This window comes from Sphingomonas rosea (assembly GCF_039538065.1).
GTDB lineage: Bacteria > Pseudomonadota > Alphaproteobacteria > Sphingomonadales > Sphingomonadaceae > Sphingomicrobium > Sphingomicrobium rosea.
In genome coordinates this window covers 131,462-154,124 of record NZ_BAABBR010000001.1, presented here as the reverse complement: position 1 = coordinate 154,124, position 22,663 = coordinate 131,462, and the positions used below count along the sequence as shown (strand labels likewise).

General features: G+C 69.1%; 22 protein-coding genes. 5 read left to right on the top strand and 17 right to left on the bottom strand.

Annotation, left to right across the window (positions count from 1 at the left end):
• Nucleotides 1-52 precede the first annotated feature (52 nt).
• On the top strand, nucleotides 53-358 hold the full coding sequence (locus tag ABD693_RS00810; protein ID WP_344695053.1) for a hypothetical protein: 306 nt from the start codon (nucleotides 53-55) through the stop codon (nucleotides 356-358).
• On the opposite strand, the gene hemW is transcribed toward ABD693_RS00810, so the two are convergent.
• Genes hemW through rph form a run of 3 tightly spaced genes read right to left on the bottom strand, consistent with a single transcriptional unit; the run spans nucleotide 328 to nucleotide 2,895 of the window.
• Nucleotides 328-1,536, bottom strand: a complete 1,209-nt coding sequence (gene hemW, locus ABD693_RS00805) for a radical SAM family heme chaperone HemW (protein ID WP_344697546.1) — start codon at nucleotides 1,534-1,536, stop codon at nucleotides 328-330. The two genes, ABD693_RS00810 and hemW, sit on opposite strands and share 31 nt — an antisense overlap.
• A gap of 31 nt (nucleotides 1,537-1,567) precedes the next feature.
• Nucleotides 1,568-2,188, bottom strand: a complete 621-nt coding sequence (gene rdgB / locus ABD693_RS00800) for an RdgB/HAM1 family non-canonical purine NTP pyrophosphatase (RefSeq protein ID WP_344695052.1) — start codon at nucleotides 2,186-2,188, stop codon at nucleotides 1,568-1,570.
• Nucleotides 2,185-2,895, bottom strand: coding sequence for a ribonuclease PH (rph, locus tag ABD693_RS00795; protein WP_344695051.1), 711 nt, complete (start codon nucleotides 2,893-2,895; stop codon nucleotides 2,185-2,187). The genes rdgB and rph overlap by 4 nt, the downstream gene beginning before the upstream one ends.
• Before the next feature lie 130 nt (nucleotides 2,896-3,025).
• On the opposite strand from rph, the gene hrcA reads away from it, so the two are divergent.
• Together hrcA and ABD693_RS00785 are read left to right on the top strand one after the other, a co-directional pair.
• The gene (gene hrcA, locus ABD693_RS00790) at nucleotides 3,026-4,057 is read left to right on the top strand and encodes a heat-inducible transcriptional repressor HrcA (protein ID WP_344695050.1); all 1,032 of its coding nucleotides are present in this window, start codon (nucleotides 3,026-3,028) and stop codon (nucleotides 4,055-4,057) included.
• 2 nt (nucleotides 4,058-4,059) lie between these two features.
• Nucleotides 4,060-4,593: a nucleotide exchange factor GrpE gene (locus ABD693_RS00785; RefSeq protein WP_344695049.1), complete on the top strand. Its 534-nt coding sequence runs from the start codon at nucleotides 4,060-4,062 to the stop codon at nucleotides 4,591-4,593.
• Nucleotides 4,594-4,600: 7 nt separating this feature from the next.
• On the opposite strand, the gene ABD693_RS00780 is transcribed toward ABD693_RS00785, so the two are convergent.
• The 3 genes from ABD693_RS00780 to ABD693_RS00770 form a co-directional block, all read right to left on the bottom strand.
• Nucleotides 4,601-5,791, bottom strand: a complete 1,191-nt coding sequence (locus tag ABD693_RS00780) for an FAD-dependent oxidoreductase (protein ID WP_344695048.1) — start codon at nucleotides 5,789-5,791, stop codon at nucleotides 4,601-4,603.
• A 20-nt stretch (nucleotides 5,792-5,811) separates the two neighbouring features.
• Nucleotides 5,812-8,466, bottom strand: coding sequence for a TonB-dependent receptor (locus ABD693_RS00775; protein ID WP_344695047.1), 2,655 nt, complete (start codon nucleotides 8,464-8,466; stop codon nucleotides 5,812-5,814).
• Nucleotides 8,467-8,587: 121 nt separating this feature from the next.
• Nucleotides 8,588-9,058, bottom strand: a complete 471-nt coding sequence (locus ABD693_RS00770) for a vgr related protein (RefSeq protein WP_344695045.1) — start codon at nucleotides 9,056-9,058, stop codon at nucleotides 8,588-8,590.
• A gap of 85 nt (nucleotides 9,059-9,143) precedes the next feature.
• On the opposite strand from ABD693_RS00770, the gene ABD693_RS00765 reads away from it, so the two are divergent.
• Together ABD693_RS00765 and fabF are read left to right on the top strand one after the other, a co-directional pair.
• Nucleotides 9,144-9,380, top strand: a complete 237-nt coding sequence (locus ABD693_RS00765; protein WP_344695044.1) for an acyl carrier protein — start codon at nucleotides 9,144-9,146, stop codon at nucleotides 9,378-9,380.
• 81 nt (nucleotides 9,381-9,461) lie between these two features.
• Nucleotides 9,462-10,721 (top strand): beta-ketoacyl-ACP synthase II, encoded by a 1,260-nt coding sequence (gene fabF / locus ABD693_RS00760; RefSeq protein WP_344695043.1) that lies wholly within the window; start codon nucleotides 9,462-9,464, stop codon nucleotides 10,719-10,721.
• Nucleotides 10,722-10,805: 84 nt separating this feature from the next.
• Here fabF and mltG read toward each other — a convergent pair whose 3' ends face one another.
• From mltG to ABD693_RS00705, 11 genes are all read right to left on the bottom strand, one after another.
• The gene (gene mltG / locus ABD693_RS00755; protein ID WP_344695042.1) at nucleotides 10,806-11,768 is read right to left on the bottom strand and encodes an endolytic transglycosylase MltG; all 963 of its coding nucleotides are present in this window, start codon (nucleotides 11,766-11,768) and stop codon (nucleotides 10,806-10,808) included.
• Complete coding sequence (locus tag ABD693_RS00750) at nucleotides 11,765-12,133, bottom strand: SH3 domain-containing protein (RefSeq protein WP_344695041.1); 369 nt, start codon at nucleotides 12,131-12,133, stop codon at nucleotides 11,765-11,767. The genes mltG and ABD693_RS00750 overlap by 4 nt, the downstream gene beginning before the upstream one ends.
• A complete protein-coding gene (locus tag ABD693_RS00745; protein WP_344695040.1) occupies nucleotides 12,072-12,452 on the bottom strand; it encodes a MarR family transcriptional regulator in 381 nt (126 codons plus the stop codon). The genes ABD693_RS00750 and ABD693_RS00745 overlap by 62 nt, the downstream gene beginning before the upstream one ends.
• Nucleotides 12,453-12,545: 93 nt before the next feature.
• Complete coding sequence (locus tag ABD693_RS00740; RefSeq protein ID WP_344695039.1) at nucleotides 12,546-13,952, bottom strand: leucyl aminopeptidase family protein; 1,407 nt, start codon at nucleotides 13,950-13,952, stop codon at nucleotides 12,546-12,548.
• Entirely contained in the window at nucleotides 13,952-15,316 is a 1,365-nt protein-coding gene (rimO, locus tag ABD693_RS00735; RefSeq protein ID WP_344695038.1) for a 30S ribosomal protein S12 methylthiotransferase RimO, read from the bottom strand. The genes ABD693_RS00740 and rimO overlap by 1 nt, the downstream gene beginning before the upstream one ends.
• 179 nt (nucleotides 15,317-15,495) lie before the next feature.
• Nucleotides 15,496-16,005 (bottom strand): hypothetical protein, encoded by a 510-nt coding sequence (locus ABD693_RS00730; RefSeq protein ID WP_344695037.1) that lies wholly within the window; start codon nucleotides 16,003-16,005, stop codon nucleotides 15,496-15,498.
• Nucleotides 15,998-17,881 (bottom strand): acetate--CoA ligase, encoded by a 1,884-nt coding sequence (gene acs / locus ABD693_RS00725; protein ID WP_344695036.1) that lies wholly within the window; start codon nucleotides 17,879-17,881, stop codon nucleotides 15,998-16,000. Before acs ends, ABD693_RS00730 begins: the two co-directional genes overlap by 8 nt.
• On the bottom strand, nucleotides 17,881-18,930 hold the full coding sequence (locus ABD693_RS00720) for an NAD(P)-dependent alcohol dehydrogenase (protein WP_344695035.1): 1,050 nt from the start codon (nucleotides 18,928-18,930) through the stop codon (nucleotides 17,881-17,883). The genes acs and ABD693_RS00720 overlap by 1 nt, the downstream gene beginning before the upstream one ends.
• A 6-nt stretch (nucleotides 18,931-18,936) precedes the next feature.
• Entirely contained in the window at nucleotides 18,937-19,776 is an 840-nt protein-coding gene (locus ABD693_RS00715; RefSeq protein ID WP_344695034.1) for an HpcH/HpaI aldolase/citrate lyase family protein, read from the bottom strand.
• Nucleotides 19,773-20,228 carry a MaoC family dehydratase gene (locus ABD693_RS00710; RefSeq protein ID WP_344695033.1) on the bottom strand — a complete coding sequence of 152 codons (456 nt, stop codon included), beginning with the start codon at nucleotides 20,226-20,228 and terminating at the stop codon, nucleotides 19,773-19,775. Before ABD693_RS00710 ends, ABD693_RS00715 begins: the two co-directional genes overlap by 4 nt.
• Nucleotides 20,229-20,342: 114 nt before the next feature.
• Nucleotides 20,343-22,634, bottom strand: coding sequence for a transketolase (locus ABD693_RS00705; protein ID WP_344695032.1), 2,292 nt, complete (start codon nucleotides 22,632-22,634; stop codon nucleotides 20,343-20,345).
• Nucleotides 22,635-22,663 lie beyond the last annotated feature (29 nt).

Sequence of the window (22,663 nt, the reverse complement as noted above, 5' to 3'; positions counted from 1 at the left end):
GCCCCGCGACCGAGTCATCCTGCTGTCACAGTTCACAGTGGGAGCGGGGGAAATGCTTTCGTTGTTGGTTGGGCTCGCCGCGGTCGCGGCCCCGGTGGATAGCGGCGCGCAACGGAAGGCGTTCGTCGCCTGCCTCAGGACCGTCGTCACCAAGGCACAGGAAGAGAAGAAGGCGTCGGGCGATTTCGACGGCATGGCCAAGGCGACCTGCGCCGCACAGATGAGCGCGTTCCGCAATGCGCTGGTCTCGGTCGACGTCGGCAACGGCCGGCCGCGCAAGCCGGCGGAGAGCGACGCCGACGCACAGATCGCCGACTATATGTCGACCTATGCGGAGCGGGTCTCGGCCGGGGGCTGAGGGTCGGCGATCAGCCCGAGGATCGTGTCGAGAAGGAGGCGGCCGGCCTCGGTCGTCCTGAGGCGGCGGCCATTGCGGACGAGGTGGCCGCTCGCGATCAATCGGGCGACCGCCTTGTCGTCGAGCAGGCGGGCGAGGCCGAAGCGCTCGGCGATCGCTAGCGGGTCGATCCCCTCGGCGAGGCGAAGTCCCATGACCAGCGCCTCGTCGGCGGCCTCGATCGGTGACAGGGGCGCTTCCTCGACCATGCCGTGGCCGTTGCGGGCCAGCCCGGCGAGATAGTTTTCGGGCTTGCGGTGGCGAACGGTGCGGAGCCCCGAGCGGCGACCGTGCGCGCCCGGCCCGATCCCGGCATAGTCGCCGTAGCGCCAGTAAGTGAGGTTGTGGCGGCTTTCTTGGCCCGCCCGCGCGTGGTTGCTGATCTCGTAGGCGGGAATGCCCGCGGCAGCGGTGCGCTCAGCGGTCAGCTCGAACAGGTCGGCCGCCGCCTCGGTGTCGAGCGGCGCGAACTTGCCCGCGGCATGGAGCGCGGCGAAGCGCGTGCCGGGTTCGATCGTCAGCTGGTAGAGCGAGAGGTGGCCGGTGCCGAAGCCGAGGGCGCGGGCGAGCATCGCGTCCCAGGCCTCGGGCGTCTGGCCGGGCAGCGCATAGATGAGGTCGAAGGAAACGCGCCCGAACTGCCGCTGCGCGACGTCGAGTGCGCCGAGGCCCTCATCGACCGAATGCGCGCGGCCGAGGAAGGCGAGGGCCCGGTCGTCGAGGCTCTGGAGTCCGAGGCTGAGGCGGTTGACGCCGGCGGCGGCGAGGTCGGCGAAGCGCGCGGCCTCGACCGATGAGGGGTTTGCCTCGAGCGTGATCTCGAGGTCGTCGGCCGCGGGCCAGAGCTTGCCGGCCTCCTCGATGAGCGCGGCGGCGGTGCCGGGGTCCATCAGCGAGGGCGTTCCTCCGCCGAAGAAGATGCTGGTCAGCCGGCGGTCCGGAAGGAGCGCGGCCTCATGGCGCAGATCGGCGAGGAGCGCGGCGCGCCAGTCCTGCTGGTCGACGCTCTCGCGGACGTGACTGTTGAAGTCGCAATAAGGGCATTTGCTGACGCAGAACGGCCAGTGGATGTAGAGGGCGAGATCGCCCTTCGCGCCCGCATCGTTCGTGCTGAGCGACGTCGAAGCACGCTCGGGCAAGCGACCTTCGACGTCGCGCGTCGCGCTGCGCTCAGGACGAACGAGACTGGTCAAGGAAATGTACCAGCTGCTCGAACGCTTTCGCGCGGTGGCTCATGGCGTGCTTGGCCTCGGGCTCCATCTCGCCGAAGGTCTGCTCGTGGCCGTGGGGGACGAAGACGGGGTCGTAGCCGAAGCCATTGGCTCCGCGCGGGGGCCAGACGAGGTGGCCGAAGACCTTGCCCTCGAAGCTCTCGGTGCGGCCGTCGGGCCAGGCGAGCGTCAAAGCGCAGGTGAAATGCGCGTCGCGGCCCGCCTCGGGACCGGCGTCTGAAAGAGCCTTTTCGACCCGCTCCATGGCGAAACCGAAGTCGCGCTTGCCGGTCTCGTCCTCGGCCCAGCGGGCGGAGTGGATCCCGGGCTCGCCGTGAAGCGCGTCGACGCTGAGGCCGCTGTCGTCGGACAAAGCGGGAAGGCCGGTTTGGTCGGCGGCGGCGCGGGCCTTCAGCTCGGCATTGGCGACGAAGCTGGTGCCGGTCTCCTCGGGCTCGGGGAGGTCGAGTTCGGCGGCGCCGACGCATTCGATCCCGAACGGAGCGACGAGCGCGCGGATTTCGCGCAGCTTGCCGGCGTTGTGCGTCGCGATGACGAGGCGAGGCCCGACCGCGTTCACCGGCCGGTGGCCTTGCGCTGCGCCTCGAAGATCTGGTCGCAGCCGATCCGCGCGAGGCGGAGCAGGCGAAGCAGGCCCTCTTCGTCGAAGGTCGCGCCCTCGGCGGTCAGCTGCGCTTCGCAGATCGCGCCATCCGACGTCAGGACGAAATTGCCGTCGCTCCCGGCGTTCGAATCCTCGATGTAGTCGAGGTCGAGCACCGCGGTGCCGTCGTGGAAGCCGCAGCTCACCGCCGCGACCTGGGTGCGGATCGGGTCGGCCGAGAGCTTGCCCATGATCCCGTCGACCGCGAGGCGAAGCGCGACCCAGGCGCCCGAAATGGCGGCGGTGCGGGTGCCGCCGTCGGCCTGGATGACATCGCAATCGAGGACGATCTGGCGCTCGCCGAGAAGCGACAGGTCGGTGACGGCGCGCAGTGAGCGGCCGATCAGGCGCTGGATTTCCTGGGTGCGGCCCGACTGCTTGCCCTTGGCCGCCTCACGCGCGCCGCGGGTGTGGGTGGCGCGCGGCAGCATGCCATATTCGGCGGTGACCCAGCCCTGGCCCTTGCCGCGCAGGAACGGCGGGACCTTCTCCTCGAGGCTGGCGGTGACCAGCACGCGGGTGTCGCCGAAGCTGACGAGGCACGAGCCTTCGGCATGCTTGGTGAAGCCGGCTTCGAAGCGAAGTTCGCGCATCTGGTCGGGGGCGCGGCCGCTGGGGCGCATGGGTCTGTTCTCCTGATTGATTTGCGATGCCCCTTACCCGCTGGTCCCGAGCGAAGTCGAGGGACCGTGTCTCGACCTCGCTCGACACTAACGGATTGAGAGAGGGGATCACCCGACCTACATCACCCTCATGCAGCCACCGCTCCCCGAACTGACCGACCGCATGCGCTCGATCTTCGGCACGGTGGTCGAGGCCTATCTCGATCGCGGGCAGCCGGTGGGGTCGAAGAGCCTGTCCGGCACGATCAACCTGTCGCCCGCCTCGATCCGCTCGGTCCTCGCCGAGCTGGAGGGGCGGGGCCTGCTCACCCATCCGCACACCTCGGCGGGGCGGATCCCGACCGAGACCGGGCTTCGGCTGTTCGTCGACGGGATCATGCAGACCCACCTGCCGAGCGTCGAGGAGCGCGCGGCGATCGAGGCGCAGGTCCGCGACCGCCCGCTCGAGGAAGCGCTGTCGAGCGCGATCGGGATGCTGTCGGGGCTGTCGGCCTGCGCCGGGGTCGTGGTCGCGCCCAAGATCGAGCGGCGGCTCCGCCAGCTCGCCTTCGTGCCGCTGGGGCAGGGGCAGGCGCTGGCGGTGATCGTCGGCGAGGACGGCAGTGTCGAGAATCGCGTGGTGGTCCTCCCGCCGGGCATGACCGCGCCGGCGCTGACCGAGGTCGCCAATTATGTGACGAGCCGGCTGGCGGGGCTGACGCTCGCGGAGGCCGAGACCCGGCTGCGCGCCGAGATCGCCGACCATCGCGCCGCGCTCGACCGGGCGGCGGCCGAACTGGTCGCGACGGGTCTTGCGGAATGGCGCGAGGACGGCGCCGACCGCCCGATCCTGATCGTCAGGGGCCAGGCCAATCTCCTCGACGAGGGCGCGGCGGCCGATCTCGAACGGGTCCGCAAGCTGCTCGGGGAGCTCGAGGACCGGCAGGAAATCGCGCGGCTGCTCGAAAGCGCGCGCGAGGGCGAGGGTTGCCGGATCTTCATCGGCTCGGAAAACCGGATGTTCGCGCTGTCGGGCTCGAGCGTCATCGCCGCGCCCTATCGCGGGAGCGAGGGACGGGTGGCAGGCGTTGTGGGGGTGATCGGGCCGACGCGGTTGAACTATGCGCGGATCGTTCCCATGGTGGATTATACGGCGCAAGCACTCACACGATTGATGGGATAGGAATGGACAAGCTTCACGACGAGGCCGAGGAAATCCGCGCGGAAACCGCGGAAAACAGCCCCGAGCTTCAGGAACATGACGAACTGGCCGAGCTTCGCGCGAAGCTCGAGGAGGCCGAGCAGAAGGCGCTTTATGCGGCCGCCGAGGTGCAGAACGTGCGTCGCCGCGCCGATCAGGAGAAGGCGCAGGCCGTGACCTACGCCAACACCGGTTTCGCCCGCGACATGCTGAGCGTGAAGGACAATCTCGACCGTGCGCTGAGCCATATTCCGGCGGGCGCGCGCGAGGGCGACCTCAAGAATTTCATCGAAGGTATCGAGGCGACCGCGCGCGAGCTCGACGCGGTGTTCGGCCGCAACGGGGTGACCCGGGTCGAAGCCAAGGGCCTGCCGCTCGATCCCAACCGCCACCAGGCGATGATCGAGATCGTTTCGGACCAGCCGCCGGGCACGGTGATCGAGGAGATGCAGGCCGGCTACGTCCTGAAGGACCGGCTGCTTCGCCCCGCGATGGTCGGGGTCGCCAAGTCGGCCTAGCCTGAAGCTAGATGACCTCGCGCTTCTGCTTCGCGCCTTTGGTGGCGAGGCTGAAGCGGGGGTCGGGGGCCGTCCCGTCGAGCGCGAGTTCGGCGGCGATCCGGCCGACCTCGGGGCCATGCTTGAAGCCGTGGCCCGACCCGCCCCCGACGAGGATCAGCCGCGGCTCGTCGGGGTGGCGGTCGATCAGGAAATCGCCGTTCGAGCTGTTCTCGTACTGGCAGACCTCGGCGGTCGCGAGCGGCGCGCCGCGCAGGCCCGGAAAGCGGCGGTCGCGAAAGGCGACGATCTCGGCCAGCGCCTGGTCCGAGAAGCGGCGGTCCTGCGTGTCGGGATCGACTTCGGGCCCATGCGCGTCATGCGCGAACTTGACGCCTTTGCCCTCGAGATCGGGGAATCCGTAAAAGACGTCGCCGCCGTTGAAATCGGCCCAGCCCGGCATTTGCGCGGGGCTGTAGCGCGCGTCGCCCGCCGGCGGCGCGAAGGTGAAGACTTCCTGCCGCGTGGCGACGATCCGGCCACCGAGCAGCCGCGGGAACATCTTCGGCAGCCATGGCCCGAGCGCGAGGACGATCCGGTCGGCCGCGGGGACGCCGCTGACCCCGTCGATGTGGCGCTGCTCGAAGCTGCCGCCGCTCGCGACGAAGCGCTGGACCAGGGTCTGCACCGCGCGCCGCGCCATGAGCGCGCCGAAGCGCGGCTCGAACATCCCTCCCTCGACCCCAGTGAAGTCGATCATCGGGAAGCGGGCCTGGAGCGCCGCCTTGTCTAGCGACTGGGTGGCGAGCCCGAGCCGGCGATGCACTTCGAGGCTGGCGAGCAGGTAGGAGAGGTCGTTCTGGAAGAAGAACAGGACGCCGTGGGGGATGAGGATGGGAAGGCCCGCGGCCTTGCTCAGGCCCTGCCATTCGGCGAGGCTGGCGAGCGCCATCCGCGCGTAGATCTCGTCCCTGCCGTAGCCCGCACGGGTCATGCGCGATTCGCCGCCCGAGCTCGACCGGCTGTGGGCCGGGCTCCAGGCGTCGATCAATGTCACCTTCGCGCCGCGGCGGCGGAGCTGCTCGGCGGTCCAGCTGCCGAACACGCCCGCGCCGACCACGCTCACCAGCGGCGCCGATCCGAGCCGCTGGGCCGAGACAATGGCCGGGGCCGAAACGGCAGCGCCGCCCGCTCCGAGGAGGAGCGAGCGGCGCGTCACGTTCGGCTTTCCGGGTCGGCTCACCCGCGTTCGGGCGCGGGGGCCGGCGGCGGCGGGGGCGGCGGCGGCACCGGGCAGGCGTCGATCGCGAGGATCACCGAGCCGTCGCTGCAGGTCTGCGTCGCGGGAATCCCCGGCGGCGGCGGCGGCGGGGGCGGCGGCGGCGGCGGGGCCACGGCCACCGGCTCGTCGCGGAACTTGTACCGCATCGTCAGCCCGATCGTGCGCGGCTGGCCGATATTGTAGCCGATCCGCGCCCGCGCCCCGCGCTCGCGGTCGAGGCTGAGGAGCGGCGTCTTGTCGAACAGGTTGTTGATGTAGAGCTGGACCCCGAAGCCGTTGTCGAAGTCGAGCCCGGTCGAGAGATTGACGAGCGTGTAGGCCGGCAGGCGGAAGGTGCCGACGTCGTTGACGCCCGAGCCGTATACGTTGGTCCCGAGGTCGTAGAACAGCGCGTTGCCGATCCGCGCCACGCCCGCTTCCTGGTCACCCGGCTGGGTGAAGCGATTGCCGACGCGCTGGACACTGGCGGTGCCATACATCTCCATCGTGTCGGTCAGGCGCGCGCCGTAGGTCGCGCTGGCGGCGAACTGGTAGCGCGGGACGGTCGGCAGGCGGTTGCCGTCGCGGATGCCGGCGATCGGCTGCGCTTCGTTGACCGTCGGCGTCGACGGGTCGTCGGTGGCGAGCACGCTCGAATCGAACTTGGCGTCGGTGATGCTGCCCGCGAAGCTCAGCGAGAAGCCCTCGGCGGCGCGCAGGTTGAACTCGGCCTCGACGCCCTTGGCATGCGCCTTGGGGACGTTGAAGACGACGCGCGACGAGCAGCTGCCCGCGTCCGCGGTGACCTGCAGGTTCTTGATGTCGTTGTAGAAGGCCGCGGCGTTGAAGGTGACGGGGCCGCGGCTGAACTTGAGGCCCGCCTCGTAGTTCCAGAGCGTCTCGTCCTTGTAGGTCTTGCGCCCACCGAAGGTCCGCGCGTCGGGGCCGGTTTCGCCGCCGGTGCAGAGCGGGAGGTTGAGCGGGTCGTTGACGCCGCCGAGACGGAAGCCCTTGGCGGCCTGGAGGTTCACGCTGAGGTTGCGGTTGGGCTCCCAGGTGACGATGCCGCGCGGGGTGAAGCCATTCGACTTGGTGCGGTCGCCGATGTTGCGGTCGCCGTTGGCGAAGATGCCGCCCGAGATGAAGTCGCGGGTCTCCTTGAAGTCGTAGAAGCGGCCGCCGGCGGTCACCTTAACCTGGCCGAGGTCGTAGCTCGCTTCGCCGAACAGCGCCTTCTGCTTGATCTTGTAAGGGATGTCGGCGTTGTACGGGCTGTCAGCCGGGAAGCCGTTGCGGGTCTGCGCAATGAGCACGCCCGGCGCCGCGGCGTTGAGGAAGATCTGCCCGAACGGATCCGAGCCCGGGGTGGGCAGGCGCTGCGTGTAGGTGCGGTCGACGTTCGAATAGAAGCCGCCGAGCACCCACTGGAAGGGCCCGTTGTCGGACGAGCTCAGCCGGACTTCCTGGGTCCATTGCTCGACCCCGGTGGTGTCGACGAGGTTCGACGGCAGGCGGGCGGCCGCGGCAGCGGCGGGGGTGAGGCCGGCGAAGGAAACATAGACCGAGCCGGTCAGCGCCGAGGCGTCGCGGCTGACGAGGATGTCGCGGTTGATGTAGCTGGTGACGCTGGTCAGCTCGGCGCCGCCGAAGTCGTAGCTGGCCGTGAGGTCGGCGAGCCGGGTCTTGTCCTTGAACTTCTCGCGCAGCAGCAGATACTGCTGGCGCTCGCCCAGCCGCGGCGCGGTGGTGGTGAACTGGTTCGAATAGAAATTGTAGATTTCGGCGCGGTTGAAGCCGTCGGCGTGCACTTCCTGGTGGACGTAGCGCGGCGTGATCTTCAGCTCCGGGATCGGCTGCCACAGGATCGAAATGCGCGCGCCGGCCCGCGAGCCGTCGTTGACATTATTGCCCGCGGCCGGCCCGATCGCGTCGATGAAGCCGGCATAATGGGTGCCGTAGCCGACGACGCGGATCGCGGCGGTGGGGCCGAGCGGCAGGTTGAGCGCGCCCTTGAGGTGATAGCCGACGTCTTCCTCGGCGACCGTGTTGATGTTGGCCTCGATCTCGCCTTCGGTGACGCCGATCTTGGGCTGGTTGGTGATGTAGCGGATGGTGCCGCCGACGCTGCCCGAGCCGAACAGCGTGCCCTGCGGCCCGCGCAGGGTCTCGACACGGTTGAGGTCGAACAGGTCGAAGTCGGGGGTGAAGAGCGACAGCGAGACGACGCTTTCGTCGAGATAGACGCCGACCTGCTCCTTCACGCCCGGCTGGTCGCGGACGATCTGGCCGGCGGACACGCCGCGGACGCTGACCTGGCTCTGGCCCGGCCCGAGGTTCTGGACGGTGAGGCCGGCGACGTTGCGGCTGATGTCCTCGATCGTCGTCGCGTTGGCGCGCTGGATGTCGCCCTGCGTCTGCGCGTTGATCGAGAAGGGGACGTCCTGGACCCGCGAGGCGCGCTTGGTCGCGGTGACGATGATCTCGCCGCCCGCATTGGCATCGGACGGCGGGGCGGGCGGGTTGGCGGCCTGCGCCTGCTCTTCGGACGCGGTCTGGGCCTGGGCGGGGAGGGCGAACCCGAGCGTGGCGACACTGGCCAGCAAGGTTCGGCGGCAGGCGGCGGTCAGGCGCATCGATGGTCCCCTTTTTGGTTCTGTGGGGCGAAGCTAACCCTTGTTGTGACGGGGGCGAAAGGGTGCGCGCGCCCGGCGACGCAAGAAAGTGACGCTCCTGTGGCCGCGATGTGACAGTCGCTCAGGCGTCGCGAAAGGGCAAAATTCTCTCGATTTCGGCGAGATCGGCGGCGCTGGCCGGGCGGATGCCGCGGCGTTGCAGATACGCATGCCGCACCAGCTCGGCCTGCTGCTCCAATCCATATCGGAGGAAGGGCCGTCCCTCGCGATAGGTATATCCGTAGCGGCAGAAGGGGTGGCGCATCAGCGGCAGGAACAGCTTGCCCGCGCGCTGGGTCTGCCAGACATGCGTCATTTCGTGGATGAAGAGGCCCTGGAGCGACCATTCGGCCTTCGCGAAATCCTCACGCCAATTGGGGTCGGCCGGGTGGAAGTGGATGCTGCCGGTCGGCGCCATCACGATTCCGCGCGGCTGGAACGGCCACCATTTGCCTCTGACGAGGCGGACCTGGGCATAATCGATGCGCTCGCCGAACACCGAGCGCGCCATGGCAATCTCGCCGTCGGTCAGCGCGCGTTCGGGTCGGCTCATGGGGGCGCCTCTGTCGTCAAGTCTTGGCAAGGCGGAATCGCCTCGCTAACGCGTTGGCCAAATCCTAACGGGAAGGGAAGAACAGATGAGCGAGACTGCAGAGCGGGTTAAGAAGATCGTTGTCGAGCATCTCGGCGTTGAAGCCGAGAAGGTCACCGAGGAAGCCAGCTTCATCGACGACCTGGGCGCCGACAGCCTCGACATCGTCGAGCTGGTGATGGCGTTCGAGGAAGAGTTCGGCGTCGAGATCCCCGACGATGCGGCCGAGAAGATCACGACCGTCAAGGACGCGATCGACTATATCGACCAGAACAAGGGCTGAGCTAGCCGACCCGACGGATTGTTGGCAGACCACAGGCTCGGCTCCATGCCGGGCCTGTTCTGCGTTTAAGGAGGATTGCCCATGCGGCGTGTTGTCGTCACCGGACTTGGACTCGTCACCCCGCTCGGGGCCGACGTCGAGACGACGTGGCGCAATCTTCTGGCCGGCAAGAGCGGGGCGGGTCCGATCACCCGCTTCGACGCGTCGGACCAGAAGTGCCGCATCGCCTGCGAGGTGAAGCCGGCCGGCCATGAATATGGCTTCGACCCGAACAAGCGCGTCGACCACAAGGTCCAGCGCCAGGTCGATCCGTTCATCGTCTATGGCATCGATGCCGCCGGCCAGGCGCTCGAGGATGCCGGGCTCACCGAACTGGACGAGGCGACCAAGGAACGCGCGGGCTGCTCGATCGGATCGGGCATCGGCGGGCTTCCGGGGATCGAAAGCGAATCGATCGTCCTCCACGAAAAGGGCCCCGGCCGGGTGTCGCCGCACTTCGTGCACGGGCGACTGATCAACCTCATCTCGGGTCAGGTCTCGATCAAATACGGGCTGATGGGGCCGAACCACGCGGTCGTCACCGCCTGTTCGACCGGCGCGCATTCGATCGGCGACGCGGCGCGGATGATCAAGGACGGCGACGCCGACATCATGCTCGCGGGCGGGGCGGAATCGACCATCAATCCGCTCGGCGTGGCCGGCTTCGCGCAGGCGCGCGCGCTCAACATGAGCATGAACGACACGCCCGAAAAGGCGAGCCGCCCGTATGACAAGGATCGCGACGGCTTCGTCATGGGCGAAGGCGCCGGCGTGGTGGTGCTCGAGGAATATGAGCATGCCAAGGCGCGCGGCGCGAAGATCTATGCCGAGGTCGTGGGCTACGGCCTGTCGGGCGACGCCTATCACGTGACCGCCCCGCATCCCGAGGGCCGCGGCGCCGAGCTGGCGATGCGGATGGCGCTCAAGAAGGCCGGCATGGGCCCGGGCGACATCGATTACGTCAACGCGCACGGCACCTCGACCATGGCCGACACGATCGAGCTGGCGGCGGTGAAGCGCGTGCTCGGCAACGATCTGCACGGCGCGTCGATGAGCAGCACCAAGTCGGCGATCGGGCACCTGCTCGGCGGCGCGGGCGCGGTGGAGGCCATCTTCTGCATCCTCGCGATCCGCGACCAGATCGTGCCGCCGACGCTCAACCTCGACAATCCCGACGAGGGTACCGAGGGCGTCGACCTCGTGCCGCACACCGCCAAGAAGCGCGAAGTGAAGGCCGTGCTGAACAACAGCTTCGGCTTTGGCGGCACCAATGCCAGCCTCGTCATGAAGGCGGTGGACTGACGTCGTGCTCCGGCGAAAGCCGGAGCCGAGATCATTCAGGGTGAGGACGTCACCGGGCCCCGGCCTTTGCCGGAGCGCGGGTCGTCACATCTCGCCGCGGGCCTTCCGAAGCGCGAACCACTTGCGGACATTCTCGTTATGCTCCGCCAGCGTCCTGGCGAAGACGTGGCCGCCCGTACCATCGGCAACGAAATAGACATAGTCGTTGACCTCGGGGTCGAGGACGGCAGCGATGCTGTCGCGGCCGGGGTTGGCGATCGGGCCGACCGGAAGCCCGGCGCGCTTGTAGGTGTTGTAGCCGGTGTCGGCCTCGAGCTCGGAGCGGAGGATCCGGCGGCCGAGCGGCTTGCCCTTGGTCACCGGATAGATGACCGTCGGATCGGCATCGAGCTTCATGCCCATCCGCAGCCGGTTGCAATAGACCCCCGCGACGCGGCGGCGCTCGGCGGGCTTGCCGGTTTCCTTCTCGACGATCGAGGCGAGGGTGATCGCCTCGGCCGGGGTCGAGACCGGGCAGGAGCCCACCTTCCGCTTTGCCCAAAGCTCGGCGAGCGTCCGCGTCATCGCCGTTTCCATGCGCGCCGCGACGGCCGCGCGGCTTTCGCCCTTCTGGAAGCCATAGCTGTCGGGGAGGACCGAACCCTCGGCCGGGACCGGGGCGGGGCCGGTCAGCGCGGCGACCGACTCGAGTTTCTCGGCGACGAGGATACTGGGCGTGCCCTCGGGAATGGTGATGAGGCGCTGCACGGGCTGGCCGTGCTGGAGGATGTCGAGCAGTTTCGCGCCGCTGGTGCCCGCGGGCACCTCGAATTCACCCGCCTGGATGCCATCGGGCGAGCCCAGCACCTTCGCAAACAGGCGGTAGGTGGTGCAGCCGCCCCGCACGAGGCCCTTCTTCTCGAGGCCCGGACAGAGACTGGTGAGGGTCGCGCCTTCCTCGACGGTGACCGTGGTCGGCTTCGATGCGCCGCCGGTCCACCAGAGAAAGGTCGTTGCGAGCGCGGCGAGGACGAGCGCGGCCAGCCCAAGCGCGAGCAGCCGCTTCATGCGATGGCGCTGAGCGGCAGGTAGCCGACCTGGTCGCCGGCATAGCCCCAGGCCCAGCCGCGGCTCTTGTCGAGGAGGCGCAGGTCGGTGCCGGCCTCGAGCTCGGCGACCGGCTCGGCATTCGCGTCGGGCGCGGCGCGCAGCGTCGCGTCACGGCCGAGCGTGGCGGGAAGCGGGACGGCGTAATGGGAGGCGATCACGATCCCGGCGAGCGCGACGTCGGCGAGGTCCTGGCGATAGGCGTGGGTACGGGGGTCGGGCCGGCTCGACGGGCCCGCGAGCGGGAAGCCGCCCGGCGGGACGTCAGCGGTGGGCGTGGGCGAGCTGGCCGAGGGCGGGACGGCGTTCGGCGTCTCGGTCGCCACGTTCGCTGCCCCGGATGTTACGTTTGAAGCCTTCAAGGAAATCTGCCCCGCTGCTGGTCCGGACGACGAACACGTTGCGGCGGTCGTCCTGGTCTCGTTCGCGGCGGAGATAGCCGAGCGCCCCCAACGTATTCAAGGCGCGGGTCACGACGGGTTTGGAGACGCCGAGAATTCGGGCCAGGCCGCGCACAGTGTGCGGCCCGGGGGTCAGGTAGACGATCATCAGCAGGGCCATCTGACGATTCGTCAGATCGGGCTCACCTGATCGGACGTATCCGACCAGAGCGCGCATCCACCCGCTTAGCGAAGCATCGCTCATTGGACGTGAAACTCCTCGCCTGGCTAGCGTGGGTGGTTAACCGGCGAGGGGGGGAATTGTTGCGCTCCGATGAAGGAAGCGCATGAAAAAGCGTTAGTGCCGCCGAGTATAGCGCGCCGAAAGCGCCGAATAAACCGCCCGAAGACCCAAAGCTTCGCCGCCCTTGGGACGGCCCGGCCGAGGAACAGGACGCCAGGCGAAGGTGTCGAGGTGCGCCCAGAGCGTGTTCTCCGGAACGAACCGGCGAAGAAACAAGGCGGCGGTGATTGTCCCGGCAAAGGGCGAGTCGGCGCTGTTCGACAGGTCGGCGAGCTCGCTCTTCAGCATCTCGTCATAGCCGTCCCACAACGGCAGGCGCCACAGCGGATCCCCGACCTCGGTGCCGGCGGCGAGGAGCTCGGCGGCGAAACCGTCGTCGTTGCTGAAGGTGGCGGGCAAGTCAGGGCCGAGCGCGATCCGCGCCGCGCCGGTCAGCGTGGCAAAGTCGACGATCAGTTCGGGCTTCTCCTCGCCCGCGCGGGTCAGCGAATCGCCGAGGATCAGGCGTCCTTCCGCGTCGGTATTGTCGATCTCGACCCGCAGGCCGTTGCGGCTGCGCAGGATGTCGCCGGGGCGGAAGGCGGCGCCGGAGACGGCATTCTCGACCGCGGGGATGAGGAGGTGGAGGCGCACGGGCAGGCGCTCGCCGACGATCAGCCGGGCGAGCGCGAGGGCATGGGCCGCGCCGCCCATGTCCTTCTTCATCAGCCGCATCCCGGCGGCAGGCTTGAGGTCGAGGCCGCCGCTGTCGAACACCACGCCCTTGCCGATGACGGCGATGCGCGGGTGGTTGGGATCGCCCCAGGTCGCCTCGATGAGGCGCGGCGCGCGCGACGGCTCGGCCGCGGCGCCCACGGCGTAGATCATCGGATAGCCCTGGGCGAGCGCGTCGCCCTTGGTGACGGTGACCTCGGCACCGGCGGATTTGGCCCAGTCGCGGACCGCCTGCTCGAGCTCGGCCGGGCCGAGGTCGCCGGCAGGGGTGTCGACGAGGTCGCGGACTTGGCCGGTGGCCTCGGCGAGGCGGACGATCTCGGCGACGCGGGCGGGCTCGCCGCTGAGGAGGACGCGGGGACCGGCGGGGGTGTCGGGCTTGCTCTTCCACGTGGTGCGCGTGTGCTGGGCGAGGAGCCAGCCGAGCGCCGACAGGCCGGGCGCGACTTCACCCGCGACCCTGTAGGTGCCCTCGGGGAGCCGCTCGGCAGCGGCGGCGAGGCACCAGGGCGTGAGGCTGGCGAGCCTGGCGACCCCGACCAGCACCTCGACGTCGGCGGTGGGCGACGGGCCGGGGATGACGAGCACCTGGCCGGGCTTGGCCTCGAACCGGGCGGCCTCGATCAGCGCCTTGCGCGCCCCGGCATGCGCCTTGAGCCATTCGGGGAACAGGGTCGCGTCGACGAGGTGGAGCGGGCGGGCGGTTTCGCCGCGGTTCGGTCGGAGGAGCGCGGCGAAATCGGTCATCAATCGTCCTTGGTGGGTACGCCGAACAGATCGTGCTCGTCGCTTTCCTCGATGAGCGCGGCCACGATGTCGCCGGCGCGAAGGTGGCCCGCGTCGCGCAGGTGGACCTCGCCGTCGATCTCGGGGGCGTCGGCCTTGGAGCGGCCGGTCGCGCCGCCGGTCTCGGGATCGACCGCGTCGATGATGACGTCGAGGCTGGAGCCGACCTTGGCGGCGAGCTTCTCGGCGGAGATGCGCGCGGTCAGCTCCATCACGCGGGCGTAGCGCTCTTCCTTGACCTCGGGGGCGACATGGCCGGGCAGGTCGTTGGCGGGGGCGCCTTCGACCGGCTCGAAGCGGAAGGCGCCGACGCGGTCGAGCCGGGCTTCGGCGAGCCACTGGAGGAGATAGTCGAAATCCTCCTCGGTCTCGCCGGGGAAACCGACGACGAAGGAGGAGCGGATCGCGATGTCGGGGACTTCGCGGCGCCATTGGACCAGCCGCTCGAGCACCTTGGCCTCGTTGGCCGGGCGACGCATCGCCTTGAGCACCTTCGGGGAAGCGTGCTGGAAAGGGATGTCGAGATAGGGGAGGACGAGGCCCTCGGCCATCAGCGGCATCACGCGGTCGACGTGCGGATAGGGATAGACGTAGTGGAGCCGGACCCACGGCCGCTCGCCCTCGGGCGTGCGAAGCTCACCCAGCGCGCGGGCGAGGTCGGTCATGTGGGCGCGGACGTCGCCGCCCTTCCACGGCCAGGCGGCGTGCTTGAGATCGAGGCCGTAGGCGCTGGTGTCCTGGCTGATGACCAGCAGCTCCTTCGTCCCCTGCGCGAGGAGCTTTTCGGCTTCGCGGAGGATGGCGTCGGGGCGGCGCGAGACGAGGTCGCCGCGGATCTGCGGGATGATGCAGAAGGCGCAGCGGTGATTGCAGCCCTCGGAAATCTTGAGGTAGCTGTAGTGCTTGGGCGTGAGCTTGAGCTGCGGCGAGGCCTGCGGGACGAGGTCGAGATAGGGCGAACGCGGCGCGGGCGCGGCCTCGTGGACCGCGGCGACCACGTCCTCATAGGCTTGCGCGCCGGTGATCGCGAGGACGTTCGGGAAGCGGGCGCGGATGACCTCGGCCTCGCGGCCCATGCAGCCGGTGACGATGACCCGGCCGTTCTCGGCCAGCGCCTCGCCGATCGCTTCGAGGCTCTCTTCCTTGGCGGAATCGAGGAAGCCGCAGGTATTGACGAGGACGACGTCGGCGCCCTCGTAGTCGGCGCTCATCTGGTAGCCGTCCGAGCGGAGCTGGCCGAGGATGCGCTCGGAATCGACGAGGTTCTTGGGACAGCCCAAGGAGACCATGCCGACGCGCGGCGGGGTGGGAAGAATGGTTGCCATGGCGGAAGGCCCACGCCGTTAACGAAAAACTGCGGCCAAAGCTAGGCGGGCGGAGCATTAACCTTTCTGAACAAGGTCTCGAATGTCATGGGGTCCGCGAGTCGTTTCCCGTCTTGCGCGCCCTGCCGCTCCGATGGCGCGTGATCTGGCGGCGATGCCGAACCAAGCCATGCGAAATCCTACTTTGCAACCGCCTTGACGATGGTCTCGTCGAGGGTCGCGAGGCGGACCCCGAAGCGATAGGCCTTGAGCCGGTTGAGGATGGTGCGGCCGTCGGGCTGGAGGGCGAGTTCCTGCTCGATCCGCATCCCGCCGGGGGTCACGTAGCCGATGAAGGCGCGGGGTCCGCGGACGGTGACGCTGACGGGGCCCTTGGCGTCGGTCAGGGTCGAGACGTAGCCGCCGGGCGTCCGCTGGATGATCCACAGGCGCGTGCGGGGCTTCTTGGTCCCTTCGGTGATGCGCTGGACGAGGCGGAGGCCGTCGGGGGTGGGCGTGCCCTCGCTCTCGACCCGCACGGGCGAGGCCTTGCCGACCACGGGGCGAAGCGTGGCGGTGCCGCTCGAGGCGCCGGTGAAGAAGGCGATGGGGTCGAGCGGCGCGGTGCCGGCGGGAAGCTCGTCGGCGGCGGTGCAGGCGCCGAGCGGGAGCAGGGCGAGCACGAGCAGTGCGAGGAGGCGCTTACCCACGGCCGGCGACCAGCTGGTCGACCACGCCGGGGTCGGCGAGGGTCGAGGTGTCGCCCAGCTGGTCGAGCTGGCCTTCGGCGATCTTGCGCAGGATCCGGCGCATGATCTTGCCCGAGCGGGTCTTGGGGAGGCCGGGGGCGAACTGGATTCGCTCGGGGATGGCGAGGGCGCCGATGTGCTTGCGGACCTCGGCGTTGAGCTCGGTCAGGATGGCCGGGGAGCCTTCCTCGCCGGCGTTCAAGGTGACGAAGGCGTGGATCGCCTGTCCTTTCAGGTCGTGCGGCGCGGCGACCACGGCGGCCTCCGCGACGAGGGGATGCGCGACCAACGCGCTTTCGACCTCGGCGGTCCCGATGCGGTGGCCCGACACGTTGATGACGTCGTCGACCCGGCCGGTGATCCAATAGTCGCCGTCGGCGTCGCGGCGGCAGCCGTCGCCGGTGAAATACAGGCCGGGATAGGTCCGGAAATAAGTGTCGATGAAGCGCTGGTGGTCGCCCCAGACGGTGCGCATCTGGCCCGGCCACGAGCTGGTGAGGCAGAGGTTGCCGCTGACGTCGTTGCCGGGGATTTCGTGGCCCTCGGCGTCGACGAGGATCGGGGCGATGCCGGGGAGGGGCCGGGTGGCGCTGCCGGGCTTCATCGAAGTGGCGCCGGGGAGCGGGGTCATGAGCACGCCGCCGGTCTCGGTCTGCCACCAGGTGTCGACGATCGGCAGGCGGCCGTCGCCGACCACGTCATGATACCAGCGCCAGGCCTCGGGATTGATCGGCTCGCCGACGGTGCCGAGGAGGCGCAGGCTGTCGCGGCGGTGCTTCACCACCGGCGCGTCGCCCTCGCGCATCAGGGCGCGGATGGCGGTGGGGGCGGTGTAGAGGATGGTGACTCCGAGCCGGTCGATCGTCTCCCACAGCCGCGACGCGTCAGGGAAGGTGGGCACGCCGTCGAACATGACGGTGGGGACGCCGTGGAGGAGCGGGCCGTAGAGCGTGTAGCTGTGCCCCGTCACCCAGCCGATGTCGGCGGTGCACCAGAAGAGGTCGTCCGCGCGCGGCTCGAACACCCAGGCGAAGGTGGCCGCGACCCAGGTGGCGTAGCCGCCGGTGGTGTGGACCACGCCCTTGGGCTTTCCGGTCGAGCCCGAGGTGTAGAGGATGAAGAGCGGATCCTCGGCGCCCATCGGTTCGGCCGGGCAGTCGGCGGCGAGGCGGTGCTTGTGATCCTCCCAGCGGACGTCGCGGCCCCGAACGAACGGCACGTCGGCGCCGGTGCGGGTTATGACGATGACGGTCTCGACCCCGGGAGCGAGGTCGCAGGCGGCGTCGACATTGGCTTTCAGGGGAATGTGCTTGCCGCCGCGAAGCCCCTCGTCGGCGGTGATGACGACGCGCGCGCCGCAATCCTCGATCCGGCCGGCGACGCTTTCGGGGCTGAAGCCGCCGAACACGACCGAGTGGACCGCGCCGATCCGCGCGCAGGCGAGCATGGCGGCGGCGGCCTCGGGGATCATCGGGAGATAGAGGATGACGCGGTCGCCCTTGCCCACGCCGCGCTCCTTGAGGAGGTTGGCAAAGCGGCAGGTGTCGGCGTGAAGCTCGGCGTAGGTGACGGCGCGGCCGGTGCCAGGCGCGTCGGGCTCGAACACGAGCGCGGTGTCGTCGGCCTTGGCCGGCAGGTGCCGGTCGAGGCAGTTGGCGGACAAGTTGAGGACGCCGTCCTCATACCATTTGATGTGGAAGGCGTCGGCGTCGAACGACCAGTCGCCGGCCCTGGTCGGGAAACGGTCCCAGTCGAGCCGCCGCGCCTGATCCAGCCAGAAGGCCTGGGGATCCGAGGCATGGGCCTCGTGCAGCGCGGCGAGCTCGGCCGGTGTCATCAGGCGGTTTGCTCCATGTCGATCACGAAGCGGTAGCGGACGTCGTTCTTCAAGAGGCGCTCATAGGCCTCGTTGACCTGATCGATCGCGATATGCTCGGTCTCGGGATAGATGCCGTGCTCGGCGCAGAAATCGAGCATCTCCTGCGTCTCGGGAATGCCGCCGATGGCCGAGCCGCCGACCGCGCGGTTCCAGAAGATGAGGTTGGCGCCGACGAAGCCCGGCATCTCGTTCAGCGCGCCGACGATCACCATCCGGCCCGAGCGGCCGAGCAGCTGGAGATAGCCGTCGATCTCGTGGCTGACAGGGATGGTATTCAGAATGAAGTCGAAGCGGGTGCGCGCGGCCTTCATCTGCGCCTTGTCGGTCGAGATGATGACGTCGTGGGCGCCCAGTGCGCGGGCATCCTCGCCCTTTTCGGGGGTGGTGGTGATGATGGTGACGTGGGCACCCATCGCGACCGCGAGCTTGACCCCCATGTGGCCGAGGCCGCCGAGGCCGACCACCGCCACCTTGGTGCCCTCGCCCACGCCATATTGGCGAAGCGGCGAGTAAGTGGTGATGCCGGCGCAGAGCAGAGGCGCGACTTTGGCGATGTCCATGCCGTCCGGGACCTTGCAGACGAAATGGTCTCGCACGACGATGTGGTCGGAATAACCGCCCTTGGTGTTCGAGCCGTCGTGGCGATCGCGGCCGTTGTAGGTGCCGACATTGCCCTCGCGGCAGAAGACTTCCCAGCCCTCGAGGCACTGGTCGCACTTCATGCAGCTGTCGACCATGCAGCCGACCGCGACCGTGTCGCCGACCTTGTGCTTGGTGACTTGCGGACCGACCGCGGTGACGGTGCCGACGATCTCGTGGCCAGGAACGCAGGGATATTGCGTGCCCTTCCAGTCGCTGCGGGCGGTGTGGAGGTCGGAGTGGCAGATGCCGGCGTGGCTGATCTGGATCGCCACGTCGTCGGGACGCAGGTCGCGGCGTTCGAACTCCATGGCGCGGAGGGGTTGGTCGGCGGCGTCGGTGCCATAGCCCTTGGCGATGGTGGGCATGTCTAGTCAGTCTCCTGCGCGGTCCAGCGTGCGCTGGGCCTGGATCAAGTGGGGTTTGTCGACCATTCGGCCGTCGACGCTCAACACACCAGCCGAGGGTTCGGCGGCAAAGGCTGCGACGATCTGCCGCGCATGCGCGATCTGTTCGTCGGTGGGGGAGAAGGCCTCGTTGATCGGCACGACCTGCGCCGGGTGGATGGCGAGCTTGCCGGTGAAGCCGTCACGGGCGGCGTCCAGCGCCTCCTCGATCAGGCCGGGCTCGTCGCGGAAGTCGGCGAAGACCCCGTCGACGGGCTGCACGCCCGCGGCCTGCGCGCCGGCGAGGCAGAGCGTGCGGGCGAGCTGGTAGGGGAAGGTGTAGCGGCCCTTGCGGTCCTTGTTGGACGCGGCGCCGAGCGCGGCCGACAGGTCCTCGGCGCCCCAGCTCATCGCGGCGAGCGGCGAGGATTTGACGTCGCGGTAGGAGAGGAGGCCGAACAGCGAGGCGGCGGTCTCGGTGACGATGGCGTGGATCGGGATCGAGCCGGTGCGGTGCTGGAGCTCGACGATGTCGGCGCCGCTCTCGGCCTTGGGCAGCATCACGCCGTGGATGTCGGCCTTGCCGAGCAATTCGAGATCGAGGCGATGTTCCTCGGTGCGAAGCGGATTGATCCGGACCCACCATTGCGGGCCGCCCGAGCGGGCGGGGAGGGCTTTCAGGATCTCGCGGGCGCGGGACTTTTCGGGGAGCGCGACGCTGTCCTCGAGGTCGAAGATGATGGCGTCGGCCTGGCTTTCGAGCGCCTTGGCGATCTTCTTCTCGCTGTCGGCCGGGACGAACAGCCAAGAGCGGGGCTGGCGGCTCATGCGGCGGGACGTTTGTGGATGAGGGCGGTGCGCTTCATCGTGCAGACGGTTGCCCCATGCTGGTTGATCGCGCGGTGCGCCCAGGTGACGAGCCCGGCGGTCGGACGCGAGTTGCTTTCGCGTGCGCCGATGCATTCGCTCTCGAAGTGGAGCGTGTCGCCGATGAAGACGGGGCTCGGCAGCCGGACCTCGTCGAAGCCCATGTTGGCGACGAGCACGCCCTCGGTGGTGTCGCTGACCGACGCGCCGACGAGCAGCGAGAAGGTGAAGCAGCTGTTGACGAGGATCCGGCCGAACTCGGTGTCCTTCGCGGCCTCGGCATCGAGGTGGAGCGGTTGCGGATTGTGGGTCAGCGTCGAGATCAGCAGATTGTCGGTCTCGGTGACGGTGCGGCGGAGGGCATGGGCGACGGTCTGGCCGACCTCCCATTCCTCGAAAAAGCGTCCGGGCATGGGAGGTGTTTAGCGACGCCCCTTGGCCCCGTCATCCCCGCGTAGGCGGGGATCCACCTTTCTTTCCGATGGCCATGAGAGGCAGGTGGATCCCGGATCAAGTCCGGGATGACGTTAGAGAAGAAGCCCCGCCATCGCCTCGGTGATGGCTTCGCCGTCGAGGCGATATTCGCCGTAGAGGTCGTGGAGGTTGCCGGTCTGGCCGAAGCGGTCGACGCCGAGCGGCGCGACGCGGTGGCCGAGGACGGCGCCCAGCCACGAGAGCGAGGCGGGCGCGGCGTCGCACAGGGTGACGAGACGCGCGCTGGGCGCGAGGCGGCCGAGCAGGCGCGCGACGTGGCTGTCGGCGGGGCTACCGTTCCAGCGGCTCGCGCTCGACACGCTCCAGCCGCGATGGAGGAGATTGGGGCTGGTGACCGAGAGGAGTCCGAGACCCGGGACGTCGTCGGCAAGCGCGTCGAAGGCGGCGAGCGCCTCGGGCATGACCGCGCCCATGGCGACGATCGCGGCTTCCGCTTGCGGGCCGGGTTCGCGCAGCCAGTAGCCGCCTTGAAGCGCATCGGCCTGCCAGTCGTCCGACGCGCGGGGCTCCTGCGCCAAGCTGCGGGTGGAGAGGCGGAGGTAGGTGCTCTCGCCCTGCGGATCGTCGATCAGGCGGATCGCCTCGCGCATGAAGAGCGCGAGTTCGTCGGCGAAGGCGGGTTCGTAGTGGCGGAGGCCCGGCTGGCCGAGCGCGATCAGCGGCGGGTTGATCGACTGGTGCGCGCCGCCCTCGGGCCCGAGCGTCAGGCCGCTCGGCGTCGCGACGAGGAGGAAGCGGGCGTCCTGGTAGCAGCCGTAGTTGAGGCTATCGAGGCCGCGGGCGATGAACGGGTCGTAGAGGGTGCCGATGGGGATCAGCCGGTGGCCGAAAAGGTCGCCCGACAGGCCGGCGGCGGCGAGCATCAGGAAGAGGTTCGATTCGGCGATTCCGAGCTCGACATGCTGGCCCGCGTCCTTCGCCGCCCACTTCTGCGCCGACGGGATCTTCGCTTCGGCGAAGACGTCGCGGATCGCGCGGCGGTGGAACAGCCCGCGATTGTTCACGAAGGCGCCGAGGTTGGTCGAGACGGTGACGTCGGGCGAGGTGGTGAGGATGCGGTCGGCGAGGCCGTCGCCCGACTTGGCGAGGTCGAGGAGGATCCGGCCGAAGGCGGCTTGGGTCGACTGCTCCTCGCCGGTGGGGGTGGGGAAGACCGGCACCGGCCAGCTGGTGAAATTGCGCGGCTCCTTCTGGCGGCGCACCCTGGTCTGGTCGACCAGTGCCTGGACGCTCGCGCGGGCATTGCCGCCGAGGCCGGCGAGCGGCTCCCATTCCTGACCATCGGCGATTCCGAGCCCGTCGCGATAGGCGGCGAACTGGGTCGGGTTCATCAGCCCGGCGTGATTGTCCTTGTGGCCGGCGAAGGGGAGGCCGTAGCCCTTGACGGTCCAGGCGATGAAGACGGTCGGGACGTCGTCATTCGCCGCCGCGAAGGCTTCGGTGAGGCTCGCCATGCAGTGGCCGCCGAGGTCGCTGAACAGCGCGGCGAGCTGGTCGTCGTCGTGGGCCGAAAGGAAGGTCGCGGCCCTGTCGCCGAGATCCTTGTCCACGCGCGCCCGCCACGCCGCCCCGCCCTGGTAGAGGAGCGCGCTGTGGTCGGCGTTGGGCAGCGCCTCGAGCCAGTCCTTGACCGCCGGTGCGGCGGCCAGCGCGGCGGCGAGCTTCTTGCCGTGGCGCAGCTCGACCACGCGCCAGCCGCAGGTGCGGAAGATGTCGTCGAAGCGCTCGAACATGCGGTCGGCGCTGGTCGCGTCGAGGCTCTGCCGGTTGTAGTCGACGATCCACCACAGGTTGCGGACGTCGTGCTTGTGGCCCTCGATGAGCGCTTCGTAGATGTTGCCCTCGTCGAGCTCGGCATCGCCCATCAGCGCGACGAAGCGGCCGCGCTTGTCCGCCGGCAGGGCGTCGCGGGCCGAGAGCCAGTCCTGGACGAGGCTCGCGAAGAGGGTGATGGCGACCCCGAGTCCGACCGATCCGGTGGAGAAATCGACCGGGATCCTGTCCTTGGTGCGCGAGGGATAGCTTTGCGCCCCGCCGAAGCCGCGGAAGTTGGCGAGCGTCTCCTTGTCTTGGCCGCCGAGGAGATAATGGATGGCGTGAAGGACGGGGCCGGCGTGGGGCTTCACCGCGACCCGGTCATTGGGGCCGAGCGCATCGAAATAGAGGGCGGTCAGGATCGCGCTCATCGACGCGCTCGAGGCCTGATGCCCGCCGACCTTCAGTCCGTCGGCGCTGTCACGAACGTGATTGGCGTGGTGGATGATCCACGAGGCGGTGAAGCGAAGGCGTTCTTCGAGGGTCGCGAGGGCAGCGAGATCGGTCATCCACCGCGCCTAGCAAAGCAAGTCCGGTA